This is a genomic window from Nitrosovibrio sp. Nv6 (assembly GCF_900110495.1).
In the GTDB taxonomy this organism is placed as follows: domain Bacteria; phylum Pseudomonadota; class Gammaproteobacteria; order Burkholderiales; family Nitrosomonadaceae; genus Nitrosospira.
Genome location: NZ_FODX01000003.1, coordinates 191644 through 207174, shown reverse-complemented (window position 1 = coordinate 207174; position 15531 = coordinate 191644). Strand labels below are relative to the sequence as shown.

Here is a 15531-nt window from a genome sequence, read left to right as displayed (position 1 = left end):
TTTTGCTGATTCACATTGCTGCATAAGGATGGGCGAAAACAGAGAGTATATTCATGAAAATGGCTATCACAAGTATTCGCCAACGACCAGAACCTGGACTTACAGATAGACGCTCTAAACAGGGCAGAGTGTGACGGATATTCAACACGATCAAGGGGTCAGCGCGGCCACTATCAAACGTGAAGGGCTATCCCTGGGCAATTGCCGCGGTAGGGAAAGTGACGTGCGGCCATGTGGAAGCTGGACGCAAGCCGTCAAAGTGTCAGAGGCTCAACGTATCCAGTCATTTCATAATAGCCGCGGCCAGCGGGTTTACCATCGCGGGTAATGGTAACGGCGCCTTCCCAATAGACCGAGCCCGTCGATTGCCGCGAGTCGAGTTCCTGGTCGTCTTGCAGGGGGGTGAGCAGCCATTCGGTCGAGCCGGTCCGAATGCGCATTTCCACAGGATAAGTAGCATTCGTACGAGGCGAACGCCAGGTACGCTGGGGTTCGAAAGTTACCTGCTCCGGCTCGAATTTGGTGAAGCGGCCGGACGGGTCGCGGATTCCGGCATACGCCCACACTTTGCTGCCATCTTTGCTGCGGATTCGAAACGCCATCAGGGAAGATCCGTCGTCGAGATTTGCGCCGACCCAATCCCATCCTTCAGCCGCAGGATCGAGATAGGCGGTTGACCACTCGTGGTCGAGCCAGGCAATGCCATTGACAGCGGTTTCCTTGCCATCGCGGGTGACGGTTCCCGTAACTTGCAGCTGCGGCTCGCTGTAGTAATAGCTTGCTTGTTCCGGTCGCGGTCCTTTTCGCGAAAAACCATTGAGGTCTTGCAGCATCGGCGCCTGCGTGGGTATTAGCGACAATTGCAGCATAAAGTTATCCGCTGTTATGCTTGTCCCGTACCGTCCATTTTCCTCTCGCACGAAGTACCAATCGTTCAGCTTTACATTCGTGTTGCCCTCTTTTGTATAGGCCAGCCCGAAACCTTCGCGCGCGCTTTTTTGATCGTGAAGAAGCTTACCTGCGGCGGGATCGGACAATGCCGCATGCGCAATGATGAGTTGCTGGGGGGCAAAGCGGCTCGGATTGGATCGATCGTGTTGGGTCGCCACGCGAAAAAAAGTGACCTGGAAGCCGAGCGGCTTTTTTTCCGGGGTTTCCAACCAGCCTGTCGCATACCACCATTCGTTGCGAAAGTCAGGATGAGCGCCAAAGTCGTGGGGAAAGGCAAGCGGTACGCCCTGAATCACGGGGGAAAGCTGAGGTGGTGCAGCGAAACCGATAGCGGCACCGAACCAGGTAATGATGAAAAATGCAGCAAGAAATCTGGCCCGCTGAAATGATATTCTCGCGGCCCTGGATACCGAGCGCTCCTGCCTGCTGGAATGATCGACATAGGCAGGGTTGCATTTAAAAGGTTGCATTACCAATCCTCCCGTACTGCACGTATTGCATTGCCAGACACCGCATGGCGTCCTGATGCGAGCGCGGTCATGGCAGCCGACGCCATCAGTACCAGTGCCACTCCCAGCAGCCCTTTCCACGGGAGGCTGAGCTGCATTGTCCAGTGGAACGACTGGGGATTCACGATGAAGACGAGAATCAGGCTGATACACCAGCCGAGCACAAAACCGAGCACAGCCCCGAGCGCGGTCAACAGGCAGCCTTCCACGGCAAGCATACCGAGGACCTGCCGGCGCGTCATACCGATATGGCGTAACATTCCGAATTCTTTCGTGCGTGCGAAAGCTTGTGCTGAAAAGCTTGCCGCCACGCCAAGCAGCCCGATGATCACTGCCACGCCTTCCAGCAGATAGGTTACCGCAAAGCTGCGGTCAAAAATATTCAGGCTTAATGCGCGTATCTGACCGGGCTCGGAGAACTCCAGCGCGTCACCGAACGGCAGGCGTCTCATGGGTGCAATCACTTGCTCAGGGGTTATGCCGTTTTCCAGCCAGAGCGCGGCATCGTTCACCAGCCGATCCCCCGTCAGCCTTTGATAATCCGCCAGCTGCATCTGTACCGCGCCGAATTGCCGCCCGTAGTCGCGCCACACGCCCGCGACGACGAAGCTGGGCGCCGGATCGGCTATTGGCAACGCAACCTGCTTGCCCGGCGTGTAATCATATAAATCAACCATCGCTTCAGATACCCAGATTGGTATCGCGTCCTTCGGAAGCAAAGCGGGCGCAATTGCCTCACCGGTCATCGGTAGAGTATTGCCCGGATCGGTCATGTCGATGGGGCGCGCAATCAGCGCAATGCTGGGCCGGTCAGGATCGAGCGTCAATTTCGATGAGCGGAAAAAATCAGCACGGGCGATCCCGGGTATGGCTGCGAGCGCTTTCATTTCATCCGGCGTCACGCCGCGTGTGTCTCCGCCCATGGCTGTTCGTAAATATATGTCGGCGGGCAGAATATGTTTCAGCCAGTCGTCGACCGACACACGAAAACTTGCCACCATGATCGCCATCGCAACCATCAAGGTAAAGCTGGCAAGCACCCCGCCCAGAGCGATAGCCGCCTGATTGGGTGCATTGGCCAGTCGTGCCAATGCCAATGTCGTCAGTGCCGGCGTGGCCCCGGCGGTTCCGGACGTACGGTTGTCCACCGCAGAAGACACGGCAGAGAAAACCAATGCTGCAAACCGCGGCATGAGGACGATGCCACCAGTCAGTAATTGTGCTACAGCGAGATAGCCAAAGACCGGCAAATCGAAAATCGGCGGCAACTGCGTAAACAGGGCACCCGAGGCCAGACAAAGCAAGCCGGGCCAGGGCGTGGCCAGTTTCGAGAGTGCGACATCTTCGCTTCCGGATTTGAGTGCCTGCGCGGGCTTGGCGGTTGCCGCTTCCCAGGCCGGCGCAGCGCTGCCCAACAAGGTAATGCCTAATCCCAGAATGAAAAAGACCGCCGCTGCCAGCGGGTCAAAATACACGGTCGGTTTTACTCCCGTAAAAAATCCACCGCCAAGGTCTCCGCCAAAATAATGCAGTGCGGTGGCGGCGGTTGCATAGCCAAGGGCAAGCCCGGCCAGCGAGCCGACAGCGCCGAGAGCGCCTCCCTCGAATAAAACCTGAGTCAGAAGTTGCCTGCGCGTTAGTCCGAGTACCCGCAACAATGCGAATTGATGACGCCGCCGGACGACCGATAGCGCCTGCGTCGAGAATACCAGGAACGTGCCGGTGAATAGCGCTACCATGGCGAGCATGTTCAGGTTGACGCGATAGGCGCGCGACATGTTGGCGACACGGGTTTCCTGATCAGCAGTTTCCGTGATCAGATACTGGCCGCGTGGTTCCAGCTCCTGTTCCAATGCTGTCTTGAACGCCACCCGATCGATACCCGGCGCCAACTTCAACTCGATACGCGACAATTGGCCAATTCGGTGGAAGCGCCATTGCGCCGCGCCAATGTCCATCACTCCGATACGCTGTCCTGCGCGGGCCCGTGTCAGGCTGCCCGCAATCCGTAGCGTGATCGTTTGAGTTCCTACGCGGAGTGGCAAGGGATCGCCTTGCTTTACCCCCAGCCATTCCATCGCGGCGGGGGAGAGAAAAATGGCGTCATCAGCCAGGATATCGAATAGCTTGTCCTCACCCGGAATCCCGATCAGGTCCGGCGCCATGAGCGAGGCGCGAAAAATATCCAGTCCGAGAATTTTTAATGTGCCGTCTTTTCGTTCCTGCGAACTGCCTGGAATAGCAACATCCAGTTCCAATACCGGGTTGGCAAGTTCAACATTGTCGCGTTGCACCAGGACCGGATAGATTGACTCATCGAAGGTGGCTTGCGGGCTCCGCACTTCCAGGTCGGACTGACCCGAAAGACTTCGGGCGGCGGCGGAAAATTCACTGAATGCGGCGGCGTTGATCAGATGAATCGCAAACCCAAGCGCCACCCCGAGTGCAATTGCAATGACGGCGACCGCGGCCTGTACTCTGTGAGACTGCCATTCGCCCGACAACAGCCAGCGGGACAGCGTCCCCTTGTTCGCTGACTTCGTCATTCACTTTGATATGAATCTGCTGAAACTGCCGGAGCTGCCGCATCCGCCACTTTTGCTGGGGCCACGGGGTGCAGGCCGTCCTTCGTCAGCGCGAGGATCCGATCCGCCGTCGCGGCGGCAGCATGCGAATGGGTAACGATAATGCCCGATGCGCCGTTCGCCTTGATCTCCCTGCGCATTAGCATGAGGATATCGCGCGCGGTGTCGGGGTCGAGGTTGCCGGTCGGTTCATCGGCGAGTACCAGTTTCGGGCGGTGTACCAGCGCCCTGGCAATGGCGATGCGCTGAAGCTCTCCGCCGGACAGTTGATGGGGGAAGTGGTGTCCTCTGCCACCCAGACCAACCGCGTCCAGCATCGGTTCAGCGCGCTCTATCGGCGCGCCGTTAAGCAGCAAGGGCAATGCAATGTTCTGGCTGAGCGTCAAGTGTGGCAGGATGTGAAATGCCTGAAAAATGAAGCCGAATTCCTTGCGCCGCAAACGCGTCGCCGCATCGTCATCCAAAGACGACATGGCGACTCCATTAATCAATATCTCGCCCGTGTCCGGAACATCCAAACCGGCGATCAGATTCAACAGTGTCGATTTGCCGACGCCGGACTCGCCCATGATTGCCACGTACTCCCCGGCGCCGAGCGTGTAAGACAAATTGGCCAATACCTGCCGTCCGCTCGCATAGGCTTTGCCAATATGGCGCAGTTCCAGCATGACTGATTAAACTCCACCCAGCGCGCAGCGTGATATGAGACCGTATTTCACAACGATTGCTTTATCCGGCCGGCTTGGCCGGCGGTAAAAGGCAATAACAGGACAGCGCATGCGGTTATCCGGAAAAAATATTATTATTGTAACTGGGTTAGCCCTTGAGGGCAGCCTCAAATGGGTGGTAATGCGGCTTGAGGGTGATCTGGGAGCGCCGGAATGCAAGATTGATTTGAATTCGAGACGAAAGGAAGAGGGAAAGGAGAGACAATGCGTCATTTAAACGCGATTAAGTCCTCAATACGGGATCCAAATACGCGATTGGTCGCGATCTGGGTTGCCGTCGTAGTGGGTGCATGCCTTGATGCTATAAATCAGGGGATCCCGTTGCTATTGGGAGAACCCATGACATTTGGACGCTGGATTTCGTTTTTTATTACTCCAGTGGTTCCATTCCTGGTCAGCTGTCATGGCCAGGGGATGAGGAAAAAGGGATAATTATTTCCCCACGGCATCCGCATTGCAGCGTGATAACAGTGATGCATGTATTGTGGCAGGAAGTAACGTAAAGAACTATTCGTAACGTATGAACTCCTCCGCGGGGGAGTCAGCGCCGTATCGCCTGATCAGTGTTTCAATCTCCGCGAGCAGGGCGTCGTCTTCGTCGTCCTCCAGAACGCCATCGCCGACCAGTCTTGCAGACAGGCCGGAGGCAATCGCCTCTTTTATCGTTTCCAGCGTGGGCGGATTTTCCCGATTCTCGTCATTCATCACAGCATCAATCAAACGGGAAAGCGATTCACTCGCACTGCTCCGCGCAAAGTCGATGGCAAGCGCATCTTCGTCAAACTCCTCGATCAGCGCATCCAGTTCGTCAAGCAGCGACACGTCGATATCGAAATGATGCAACCGCTCCGCCTCGTTCAATGAAGCGGGCAGCAAGCCAGTGATAAAGGCGCGCACCGATGCTAGTGTTACAGGTTGCTCCGCATCCGGATCGTTGACCTGGCTTTCGATAAGCGCTGAAAGGTTGGGGCTGACGCGAGTGGCCACATCAATAGGATAACGGATCATGATTTTGTTCCTGGTATTAGGTACTCTGGCGCAATCGTTTGGTACGACGGCATGTTCTTCAGTTTAGGTCTCATGACAAAAAAGTCAATGTTCGATACATGAGCGAGAACCGTTGGGCCTGGACCTGCGGTAGAGCTGGATGAGGGGCAGTTAGCAGCCTGTCGGACTTAAAGGAAATCGGCTGCAAAAGCGTCTGGCTGGTCCATATTTCGCCGCTTTTTCGGCCAATAGAATAACTATTGGCCTTCAAAATCAACAAAATCTATCCTCACCCAGTCACTTTTTCGCTTCGATTCTTCAAGTCCGACAGGCTGCTAGCCCGAAGCGGAGAGGATGGCGATAACCTCTTCGTCCGTTACTTGCGGGAAATCCACGTAAAACTGTGCGACCGCGTGGAAATTGACGGGTGCCGAAAGGCATACCACCCGATCCGCGTTGCCGCGCACCTTTTCTAGCGTGTCGGGCGGCGCCACGGGCACCGCGCAGATCAGCTCTGCAGGCTTCTTTGCCCTGAGCGCATGCAATGCCGCGAGCATGGTCGAGCCGGTAGCAAGTCCGTCATCGATCACAATAACCACGCGTCCCGAGGGATCGATCGGTTCCCGCACGGGAGTGTATTGTGCCCGGCGCCGCCGTATTGTTTCCAGTTGGGCGGCGACTTCGTTCCTGATGTATTTCTCACTCGCGCCCACATCGCCGGCATAATCCGCAAGGTAGGTCCATCCGCTTTCATCGACTGCGCCAATGGCGAATTCGGGATTGCCGGGTGCGCCCACCTTATGCACCAGCACCACATCCAGTTCGCCGTCCAGTTCATCGGCGACGACTTTCGCCATCGGCACCGCACCCCTCGGAATCGCCAGAATCAACGGGTGCTTGCCTTGGTATTCAGAAAGAGCAGCGACAAGCTGTTTCGCTGCTGCAATGCGATTTTCAAAAATCATGGCTATCTCCAGTCATGCCCATCTTGCATTCCTGCGCAATAGGGGCAAAGTTTAAAGGCAGTCTCGTCAAACCTGACCATGTTGTTTTTCGTTGCGCTCCTCGTACCGGTCGTTGAAGCGGCATGGGCAAGCGATTTGAATAATCAGCTCATTGCGGGACCGGCGCCTTTGCTGGTTGCCGCATCGTTCGATTGAGAAGTACTTGAAGCTCGCTGAGCGGACGAGTGTTAAGTACGTTTTGTTTTTCCAGCCAGCCGCGCCTGGCTTGCCCAACCCCGAAACGCAGGTTGTCGAAGTCAAAAGTACTATGCGCGTCCGAATTGATGCTGACCAGCACGCCCTCTTCCTTGGCCATCTGGCAATAAATGTCGAACAAATCCATGCGGTCCGGCTGAGCATTAAGTTCCAGAAAGCAGCCGCGGCGTCCGGCTTCTCGGATAATACGCGGCATGTCGACGTCGTATGGGGCGCGCTGCTGGATGAGCCGGCCCCCCGGATGCGCAAGCATAGTGAAATGGGGGTGTTCCATGGCGCGCAGAATACGTTCGGTCTGTCTCGCTCGCGAAAGCCCGAATTCGCTGTGGATCGCGCCCAGAACAAGGTCGAGTTGCCTCAGGATATGGTCCGGTAGGTCGAGGTTGCCATCTTCCAGGATGTCCACCTCTATTCCCTTGAGCAAGGTGATACCCTCCAGTTCTTCGTTAATCGCATCGATTTCTTCACATTGGCGTGCCAGCCGCAGCGGATCGAGGCCGCGTGCGAAGGCAAGGCGGCGTGAGTGGTCCGTGATCGCAAGGTATTCCCAGCCGCGGGACTTCCCTGCAAGCGCCATTTCACGGAGGGTGTTGTGGCCATCGGTTGCTTTGGTGTGGGCATGGAGGTCGCCTCGAAGATCGCCGGGTTCAACCAGATGTGGTAGCCGTCCAACCCGCGCCTTCGCAATCTCGCCCCGATTTTCACGCAGTTCCGGCGGGATATAAGACAGGCCGACAGCACGGTAAACCGACTCCTCGCTGTCTCCCGCGATGCGTTTTTTACCCTGGTACACGCCATATTCGTTGATTTTCAATCCTCGTTTCTGAGCGATATACCGAACGGCAATGTTATGCGCCTTGGAGCCGGTAAAGTAGTGCAGGGCGGCGCCATAACTTTCCCTGGGTACGACACGCAGGTCGACCTGCATGCCGCACTTGAGAATAACGCTGGCTCGTGTGCCGCCCGCCGCCAGCGTTTCGGCAACCTCGTCATAAGCAATAAAATACTGCATGACAGTGCTGCCGGGCGTTGCCGCGACCACAATATCGAGATCGCCGACGGTTTCGCGCATGCGTCTGTAACTGCCCGCGACAGTTACCTTCATTACGCCAGGCACTGCCGCCAAGTACGATCGTAACGCTTCGGCATATTGCGCCGCGACCGCCAGCTTGAAGCGCCTTATCTGATTGACATGTGCTTCAACCGCCTGGAGGATGTTGAGCTCGGTCTTTTCGCCGAAGCCCGGCAGGACTCGAATGCGGCCATCGCGCGCAGCGCAGTAGAGTTGCTCGACAGTCTGAACATCCAGATCGTGATAGAGATGCCTGACTCGCTTGGGGCCAAGACCGGGGACTTTCAGAAGCTCGGTAACGGCGGGGGGAAGCTCCGCGTGCAGACGATCCAATAAGCTGCAATGATCGGTGGTCACAATTTCCTTTATCTTGGCGGAAAGGTCGTGACCGATGCCAGGGAGGCGTGTCAGGTCCTCGTCCTTTTCCGCCAGCACATATGCTTCTGTAGAAAGCTCGCCAATCGTGCGCGCAGCATTACGATAGGCGCGTATGCGAAACGGATTCGCTCCCTCGATCTCAAGCAGGGCGGCAATCTCCTCGAAGATGGCGGCGATGTCTGCATTATGGCTCGGCATGGGAGGTTTCCCCGGTTTGATCTTTTCAGCCAGACCCGACTGGCTGGGCACAGAAAGCGCCTTCCCGATTCAAAGTGTAGTACATCCAGAGAATCCGGTTAGGGGCCGGAAATAGCAGAGGCCAATCCGATTTGCACTTGACACCGCTAACAGGTTCTCCTATAGCTACTATATGGAGTGTGGTTTTTGGATTGAAGGTAATATGGCAGATCGAGATTAAATGAAGGAATTACGACCAAGGGATTAACTATGCTAGCCCAATCCCCACCTTATTTCGAACACGATGCCGATATCGGTATTATCGGACGCGGGGCTACTATCGAGCAGGCATTTGAGGCAGCAGCACAAGCGGTATTTGGCATTGTCACGCAGCTGGATACGGTGCAGCCAAAGACTGCGGTGACAATGGAGTTCGAAGAAGCCGACTTCGAGTTGGCCCTTGTAACCTGGCTGAATCTGTTGCTGGGCAAGGCGCGTGAACTTGGCATGGTTTTCAGCCGCTTCCATGTGCAGCACCGCGATAATCATTGGCGTGCCGAGGTACTCGGGGAAAAATGGCATCCGGGCCTTGAGCGCGGTGTCGAAGTGAAAGGCGCCACCCTCACCATGCTCTCGGTGAAACAAGCCGGCACAATGTGGGAAGCGCGCTGCATAGTGGACGTGTGATATGGATATACAGCTGTTACGCCAACTGCAACCCTACCTGTGGAGCCTGCCGCGCAAGTCCGGCGAGGAACGTGCAGAAGTATTGCTTTACGGCACCGAGCCCTTGCTTGTCAGCATGGACGATAAGGTACTGGAGCAAGCCGCCAATGTGGCCTCTCTGCCAGGTCTGGTCGGTGCCTCGATGACCATGCCGGACGCACATTGGGGCTATGGCTTCCCCATAGGGGGCGTCGCAGCGTTTGATGCTGAACAAGGCGGCGTGATTTCTGCCGGCGGCGTGGGTTTCGATATTTCCTGCGGTATACGCTGCCTGCGCAGCAACCTCGATTTGAACGATGCTGTGCCATACTTTCCCAAACTTGCGAATATTCTGTTTCGCGTCATCCCTGCTGGCGTTGGCGAAGAGGGCGAAATCAAGCTGAATCCCGAGCAGCTCGACCAGGTGATGCACAACGGCGCGCACTGGGCTGTACAACACGGGTATGGCAATGCCGCGGACCTGGAATATATTGAAGAACATGGCCGTGTCACCGGCGCTGTGCCCGATAACGTCTCTGAGCTGGCCAAAAAGCGCCAGCGTGGGGAGATGGGCACGCTCGGTTCCGGCAATCATTACCTTGAAATCCAGGTGGTGGATCGTATTTTCGACACGGCTGCCGCACTGGCTTTCGGACTGCATGAAGGGCAGATCCTGATTTCGATACATTGCGGTTCGCGCGGGCTCGGGCATCAAATCGGGACTGATTATCTGCTCCTGCTGGCCAAAGCTGCCAGCCGCACCGGCATCCGTTTACCCGACCGCGAACTGGCTTGTGCGCCGATCAAATCTCCGGAAGGTCAGCAATATATCGGTGCGATGAATGCGGCAATCAACTGCGCACTTGCCAATCGGCAAATCCTGACGCATTTGACGCGCACCGCCTTTACGGATATTTATCCGCAGGCCGAGCTTGAAACCTTGTTTGATGTTTCGCACAACACCTGCAAGGCAGAAACGCATGAAATCGACGGAAAGCCCAGATTGCTCCATGTACACCGCAAGGGGGCAACACGCGCATTTGCCCCGGGTCATCCGACATTACCCGAACGCTATCGTGCGGTAGGCCAACCGGTCGTCATCGGCGGGAGCATGGGGACCGGCTCATACATTCTTGCCGGCGCCAGCGGAAACCCGGCATTCGCCTCCGCAAGCCATGGTGCAGGTCGCGCCATGAGCCGCCACCAGGCATTGGCGCGCTGGAAAGGCCGCGCACTGGTGGACCAACTTGCGCAACAGGGCATCCTGATTCGCACGCGGTCGATGCGAGGTGTGGCGGAAGAAGCGCCAGGCGCTTACAAGGATGTTGATCTGGTTGCAGAGGCGACGGAACAAGCGGGGCTCGCGCGCAGGGTCGCTTTCCTTAAACCAAAAGTGTGTGTCAAGGGATAATTTTTACAGAGGAGGATCATGTATCAACGTATTCTGGTTCCGGTCGACGGCAGTCCAACTTCGGAGCGCGCGCTACAGGAAGCAATTCGGCTTGCCCAGCAACAAAGCGCTCAGCTGGAGTTGGTGCATATCATGGGGGACATTCGCCTTATGGATGCCGATAGTTATATCAATTACGCGGAAATGAAGGAAACAATAACGAGCACGGGCAAAAAAATACTGGCACAAGCACAAACGGTGGTTCAGCAAGCAGGCGCGGCAGTGGAGGTGAAACTGCTGGAAGCACGCGGTGAACGCATTGCGAGTGCGATCATGGAGGAGGCCAGGCGCTGGCAGGCAGACCTGATCGTAATCGGCACCCACGGCCGTACCGGCTTCAGCCGTGTTCTATTCGGCAGCGTCGCCGAAGGCGTAGTGCGGACAGCGCATATACCCGTGTTACTGATTCGCGGTGCCTAGATCAGATATGGGGTAATGCAGCATCATAAGGCAGTTCTATTAGAAGATGTGCAGCCCGCTTCATTCTGATGGCTGCACAATACGAATCGTCGAGAGGACACAATCATGAGATTGCAATTGCAAATCACCACACGCGATATTCCCCATTCCGAAGCACTGGAAAGCCACATCCGGAAAAAAGCGGAAAAGCTCGAGACGTTTTATCCTAACATCATAGGGTGCCGGGTAGTAATCGAGGTTCCGCACAAACATAAACAACAGGGACGCATGTTTAATGTGCGCCTCGACATTACGGTGCCAGGGAAGGAGCTCGTGGTGAACCGTGAGCCGGACGAAGATGTGTATGTTGCGCTGCGCGATGCCTTTGGCGCCGCCAAGCGTCAGCTCGAGGACTACGGACGGCGCCAGCGCGGAGAAATCAAGGCGCATGCGCCTGTGCTGCACGGCAGGGTGGTACGTTTGATGCCGGAGGAAGGTTACGGTTTTGTCGCGACGCCCGATGGGCAAGAACTATACTTTCATCGTGAAAATCTCGCCAACAATAATTTTGAGCAATTGGAAGAAGGCAGCGAGGTGCAGTTTCTTGAAGATATCGGCAGTGAGGGCTTTCAGGCGAAGCGCGTGAGCACCGGCAAGCATCACGTAGAAGAACCGGAAGAGGCAGAGCCGCGCTTGACCGGTCCGGCTCGCTAGAGAATATAGAACTGCAAGGGGTGATGCGGAGATTGCAATGAAGGCTGATCTTGCTGGCGGTGACGCACTTATCATAGTCGACGTGCAAAACGATTTTCTGCCGGGCGGCAGCCTTCCTGTGCCCCTTGGAAATGAGGTCATTCCCGGCCTCAACCGTTATATTGCAGCATTTCTTTTTCGCCAATTGCCCATTTTCGCTACCCGCGACTGGCATCCTCCCGATCACTGCTCCTTCCAGCAGCAAGGAGGACCCTGGCCTGCGCATTGTGTCGCGCAAACAGCGGGCGCGGCATTCCCGGCAAACCTGGAAATTCCGTGCGATACACACATCATTTCCAAGGCTACCTCCAGAGAGAAGGACGCGTACTCTGGTTTTTTCGAGACCGAGCTGAACGCTGTGCTGCAATCGACCGGTATTTCTCGCTTGTTCATCGGTGGTCTTGCCACCGAATATTGCGTCCTCAATACCGTCAAGGATGCCCTGACATATCGGTACACCACTTTTGTCCTGAGGGACGCGGTGCGCGGAATAGATGTCAACTCAAGCAGGTCTGCGCTAGAGGAAATGGCGCGCCTTGGCGCGAATCTCATCGACTTTGAAGCGCTCGCCGCGTGAACCCGCTTTCCAGTCCATTGTTGACTGATCATTATCAGTTGATGATGCTGGAGAGCTACCTCGAGCAGGACATGCAGGAAACCGCCGTGTTTGAGCTTTTTGTTCGCAAGCTGCCGCCGGGGCGAAATTTCATGATTGCGGCTGGACTGGAGCAGACGCTCGATTTCCTGGAAAACCTGAAGTTTTCACCGGAGGAGTTGACGTGGCTTGCTCCGCATTTCGGGGATTCCCTGATCGCCTACCTTGAGCAATTTCGTTTTACCGGTGACGTACATGCGATGCCGGAAGGCACTCTTTTTTTTCCGGATGAGCCTGTCCTGCGTGTCACCGCGCCACTGCCGCAAGCCCAGCTGGTCGAATCGCGCATCATGAACCTGATGCACTTCGAAACTTTGATAGCATCCAAGGCTGCTCGATGTGTCCTGGTGGCGCCCGACAAGTTGCTGGTGGATTTTGGCGTGCGCCGTGCACATGGGGCGGAGGCTGGGCTGCTTGCGGCGCGGGCGAGCTATCTCGCCGGGTTTTCCGGCACTGCCACCGTTCTGGCTGGGGCAATGTATCAAATTCCACTGTTTGGCACCGTTGCACATTCGTACATTCAGGTACACGAGGATGAAACAACTGCTTTTGAACACTTTGCACGCAGTCATCCTGACAACGTAATTTTGCTGATCGATACCTATGATACAGAAGCCGGTGCAGCCAAAGTCGTCGTCCTGGCCCGCAAACTTTCACAAGATGGAATCAGCGTAAAGGGCGTGCGGCTGGACAGCGGCGATCTCGGAATGCATGCCCGGTGCGTGCGCCAGATACTCGACGAAGGGGGCCTGGAAAAAGCGACCATTTTCGCAAGCGGGAATCTGGATGAATACCGGCTGCACAAGCTGTTGTCGTCCGGCGCGCCTGTAGATGGCTTTGGTATAGGGACTGCGCTGGATGTATCAAGCGATGCACCTTCGCTCGATTGTGCCTACAAGTTACAGGAGTATGCCGGCAAGCCGCGGCGCAAACGCTCGGAGGGGAAAGCCACCTGGCCTGGTCGAAAGCAGGTGTATCGCAAATATGCTAGCGCTGATGGCTGCATGGCTGGCGACGTTGTGGCGCTCGCAGAAGATGATTTTCATGAGGGAGAACCCCTTATCGTGCCCGTAATGGAGGCCGGTAGACGTATTGGTGAAAATATTCCGCTGGATGAAATGCGTCGTCGGACATTAGCGAGCTATGCCAGGTTACCGATGCCTCTGGCAACGCTTGAAGCGGCGCCAGCTTACCCGGTTGAAATTTCCACATCATTGCGAACGTTAGCGAAGCAACTGGATGAGGGTTCAGGCGCATCCGGGCGTCAAACCTGAACGTCATAGTCTGACGAACTCAACGCGTTCCGCCCTCCCAGGGACTGTACAGCGAACTCCATGGAGGAAATTTTAAGTTGTAGGGCAATAATGGACTCCTCCTTCTGTTGATTGCTGGATAGAAACTACAGTCTGGCACACTTCGATGCCGCAGGAGGGAGAGTCCATTTCATTGCCCTACGTTTTGATAGCGCGCAGCCGCTCATACAATTCCCGCTCTTCACGAGTAAGATGCTCCGGCACCTCCAATCGAATACGAAGATACATGTCCCCGTGCCGGTCGCTGCCAAACTCCGGCAAGCCTTTTCCCTCCAGGCGCAATATCGCGTCGGGCTGCGTGCCCGCGGGCACGATCACGCTGGTGGAGCCGTTCAGTGTGGGTACTTCAAGTGTAGTACCGAGTACCGCGCCAGTGATGGGCATGCTTACGGTCCGCAGCAGGTCGGCACCCGCTCGCTCGAAGCGCGGGTCGCGCAGCGAGCGAACCACCACAAACAGATCTCCGGCAATTCCATCCGGTGGGGGACCCGGCATTCCTTTTCCGGTTATCCGTAGCGCCATGCCTTCCTCGACGCCCACTGGGATTTTTACGGTAAGCGTTTCCCCTTGCTCCACTGTTCCACTGCCATTACATTCGGGACAGGGATGTTCATTGATTACGCCGCGCCCATGGCATGCTGAGCATGGAGTGATCTGCTGAATCAGCACATGCTCCTTTTCCTCGCGCCGGCTGTACGCAACGCGTCCTGTTCCGCCGCAGGTTTCGCATTTGCGGGGCGCAACGCCACCTTTTCCTCCAGTGCCATGACAGGCTTTACAGGTTACCGGCCGAGTAAAGCGAACCTTTTCCTCACCCCCGCTGGCTACGCGTTCGAGCGTAACGTACAAATCCACCTCGATATTCGCACCACGCAGTGGGCCTTTGCGACGACGCCGAAAAAAACTATCAAACGGACTCTCAACACCAAAATCAAAATTGAGCCCGCCAAAAATATCCGCAAAATTGATACCGTTGAACAAGTCTTCCCGGCTGAAATCCGCCACGCCTTCGAACCCGCGCGCATCATACTCGGCCCGCTTCTTGGGGTCGGACAATACCGCATAAGCCTCGGCAATTTCCTTGAAGCGTTCCTCGGCGCCCGGTTCCTTATTGCGGTCAGGATGGTATTTCAGGGCGAGGTTGCGGAAGGCATCCTTGATCGCCTTCTGGTCGGCGTTCCTGGCAATGCCTAGCAACTCGTAGTAGTCACGCTGGGCAGAAATAATGGTTCACCTTGAATTTATTTATTCAATGAGAAGATACCGTGATTTATCTTATTTGTTCAGCGAGAAATACCGTGAATGAGCTTCATCATCCCGGACATGATCCGGAGTCAGTGCCAGTCAACTAATGAATTTCGTCATTCCAGGCTTGACCCTGAATCCAGTCCCACCCAACCAATGAACTTCGTCATTCCGGGCTTGACCCGGAATCCAGTGCCAAGCCAACTCGACGCGCTTTGCACGCCGCTGGGATAATGGTTCTGTCAGCATGGCATTTTTACCAGTTACTCACTGGATCAATATATTCATGTACTCTTTCGATCTTTCTCAAAAGGCAAAAATTATTTTTGAAACCGGATTTTGCTTCCCTTGTTTGAGAGGGGCTGGAATTGCGTCGCCTGCCCTTATCGAGAGCCGGATCTGAT

Annotated in this window: 14 protein-coding genes; 7 read left to right on the top strand and 7 right to left on the bottom strand. The window is 55.9% G+C overall.

Going from position 1 to position 15531, the window contains the following annotated elements; translation table 11 throughout:
* Positions 1-254: 254 nt before the first annotated feature.
* The 3 genes from BMX66_RS09575 to BMX66_RS09565 are packed head-to-tail and all read right to left on the bottom strand — an operon-like array spanning position 255 to position 4713.
* Positions 255-1421: a lipocalin-like domain-containing protein gene (locus BMX66_RS09575; protein ID WP_090881542.1), complete on the bottom strand. Its 1167-nt coding sequence runs from the start codon at positions 1419-1421 to the stop codon at positions 255-257.
* Positions 1421-4006 carry an FtsX-like permease family protein gene (locus BMX66_RS09570; protein ID WP_090881540.1) on the bottom strand — a complete coding sequence of 862 codons (2586 nt, stop codon included), beginning with the start codon at positions 4004-4006 and terminating at the stop codon, positions 1421-1423. Before BMX66_RS09570 ends, BMX66_RS09575 begins: the two co-directional genes overlap by 1 nt.
* A complete protein-coding gene (locus tag BMX66_RS09565; RefSeq protein WP_090881538.1) occupies positions 4003-4713 on the bottom strand; it encodes an ABC transporter ATP-binding protein in 711 nt (236 codons plus the stop codon). Before BMX66_RS09565 ends, BMX66_RS09570 begins: the two co-directional genes overlap by 4 nt.
* Before the next feature lie 264 nt (positions 4714-4977).
* On the opposite strand from BMX66_RS09565, the gene nrtS reads away from it, so the two are divergent.
* Positions 4978-5205 (top strand): nitrate/nitrite transporter NrtS, encoded by a 228-nt coding sequence (gene nrtS, locus BMX66_RS16140; protein WP_177168770.1) that lies wholly within the window; start codon positions 4978-4980, stop codon positions 5203-5205.
* Between the two features lie 75 nt (positions 5206-5280).
* Here the strand turns inward: nrtS and BMX66_RS09560 are convergent, their stop codons facing one another.
* The 3 genes from BMX66_RS09560 to polX form a co-directional block, all read right to left on the bottom strand.
* Positions 5281-5781, bottom strand: coding sequence for a hypothetical protein (locus tag BMX66_RS09560; protein WP_090881536.1), 501 nt, complete (start codon positions 5779-5781; stop codon positions 5281-5283).
* Between the two features lie 314 nt (positions 5782-6095).
* A complete protein-coding gene (locus BMX66_RS09555; protein ID WP_090881534.1) occupies positions 6096-6725 on the bottom strand; it encodes a phosphoribosyltransferase in 630 nt (209 codons plus the stop codon).
* Between the two features lie 148 nt (positions 6726-6873).
* Entirely contained in the window at positions 6874-8628 is a 1755-nt protein-coding gene (polX, locus tag BMX66_RS09550; RefSeq protein ID WP_090881532.1) for a DNA polymerase/3'-5' exonuclease PolX, read from the bottom strand.
* A gap of 249 nt (positions 8629-8877) precedes the next feature.
* Between polX and BMX66_RS09545 the strand changes: the two genes are divergently transcribed.
* The 6 genes from BMX66_RS09545 (at position 8878) to BMX66_RS09520 (ending at position 13843) form a co-directional block, all read left to right on the top strand.
* Entirely contained in the window at positions 8878-9294 is a 417-nt protein-coding gene (locus tag BMX66_RS09545) for an archease (protein ID WP_090881530.1), read from the top strand.
* A gap of 1 nt (position 9295) precedes the next feature.
* Positions 9296-10723 (top strand): RtcB family protein, encoded by a 1428-nt coding sequence (locus BMX66_RS09540; protein ID WP_090881528.1) that lies wholly within the window; start codon positions 9296-9298, stop codon positions 10721-10723.
* Between the two features lie 18 nt (positions 10724-10741).
* Positions 10742-11182 carry a universal stress protein gene (locus BMX66_RS09535; RefSeq protein WP_090881526.1) on the top strand — a complete coding sequence of 147 codons (441 nt, stop codon included), beginning with the start codon at positions 10742-10744 and terminating at the stop codon, positions 11180-11182.
* 105 nt (positions 11183-11287) lie between these two features.
* A complete protein-coding gene (locus BMX66_RS09530) occupies positions 11288-11875 on the top strand; it encodes an HPF/RaiA family ribosome-associated protein (protein WP_090881524.1) in 588 nt (195 codons plus the stop codon).
* A 37-nt stretch (positions 11876-11912) separates the two neighbouring features.
* On the top strand, positions 11913-12491 hold the full coding sequence (locus tag BMX66_RS09525) for a nicotinamidase (protein ID WP_090881522.1): 579 nt from the start codon (positions 11913-11915) through the stop codon (positions 12489-12491).
* Entirely contained in the window at positions 12488-13843 is a 1356-nt protein-coding gene (locus BMX66_RS09520) for a nicotinate phosphoribosyltransferase (RefSeq protein ID WP_090881520.1), read from the top strand. Before BMX66_RS09525 ends, BMX66_RS09520 begins: the two co-directional genes overlap by 4 nt.
* A gap of 177 nt (positions 13844-14020) precedes the next feature.
* On the opposite strand, the gene BMX66_RS09515 is transcribed toward BMX66_RS09520, so the two are convergent.
* Complete coding sequence (locus BMX66_RS09515) at positions 14021-15079, bottom strand: DnaJ C-terminal domain-containing protein (RefSeq protein WP_199679304.1); 1059 nt, start codon at positions 15077-15079, stop codon at positions 14021-14023.
* Between the last annotated feature and the right edge of the window lie 452 nt (positions 15080-15531).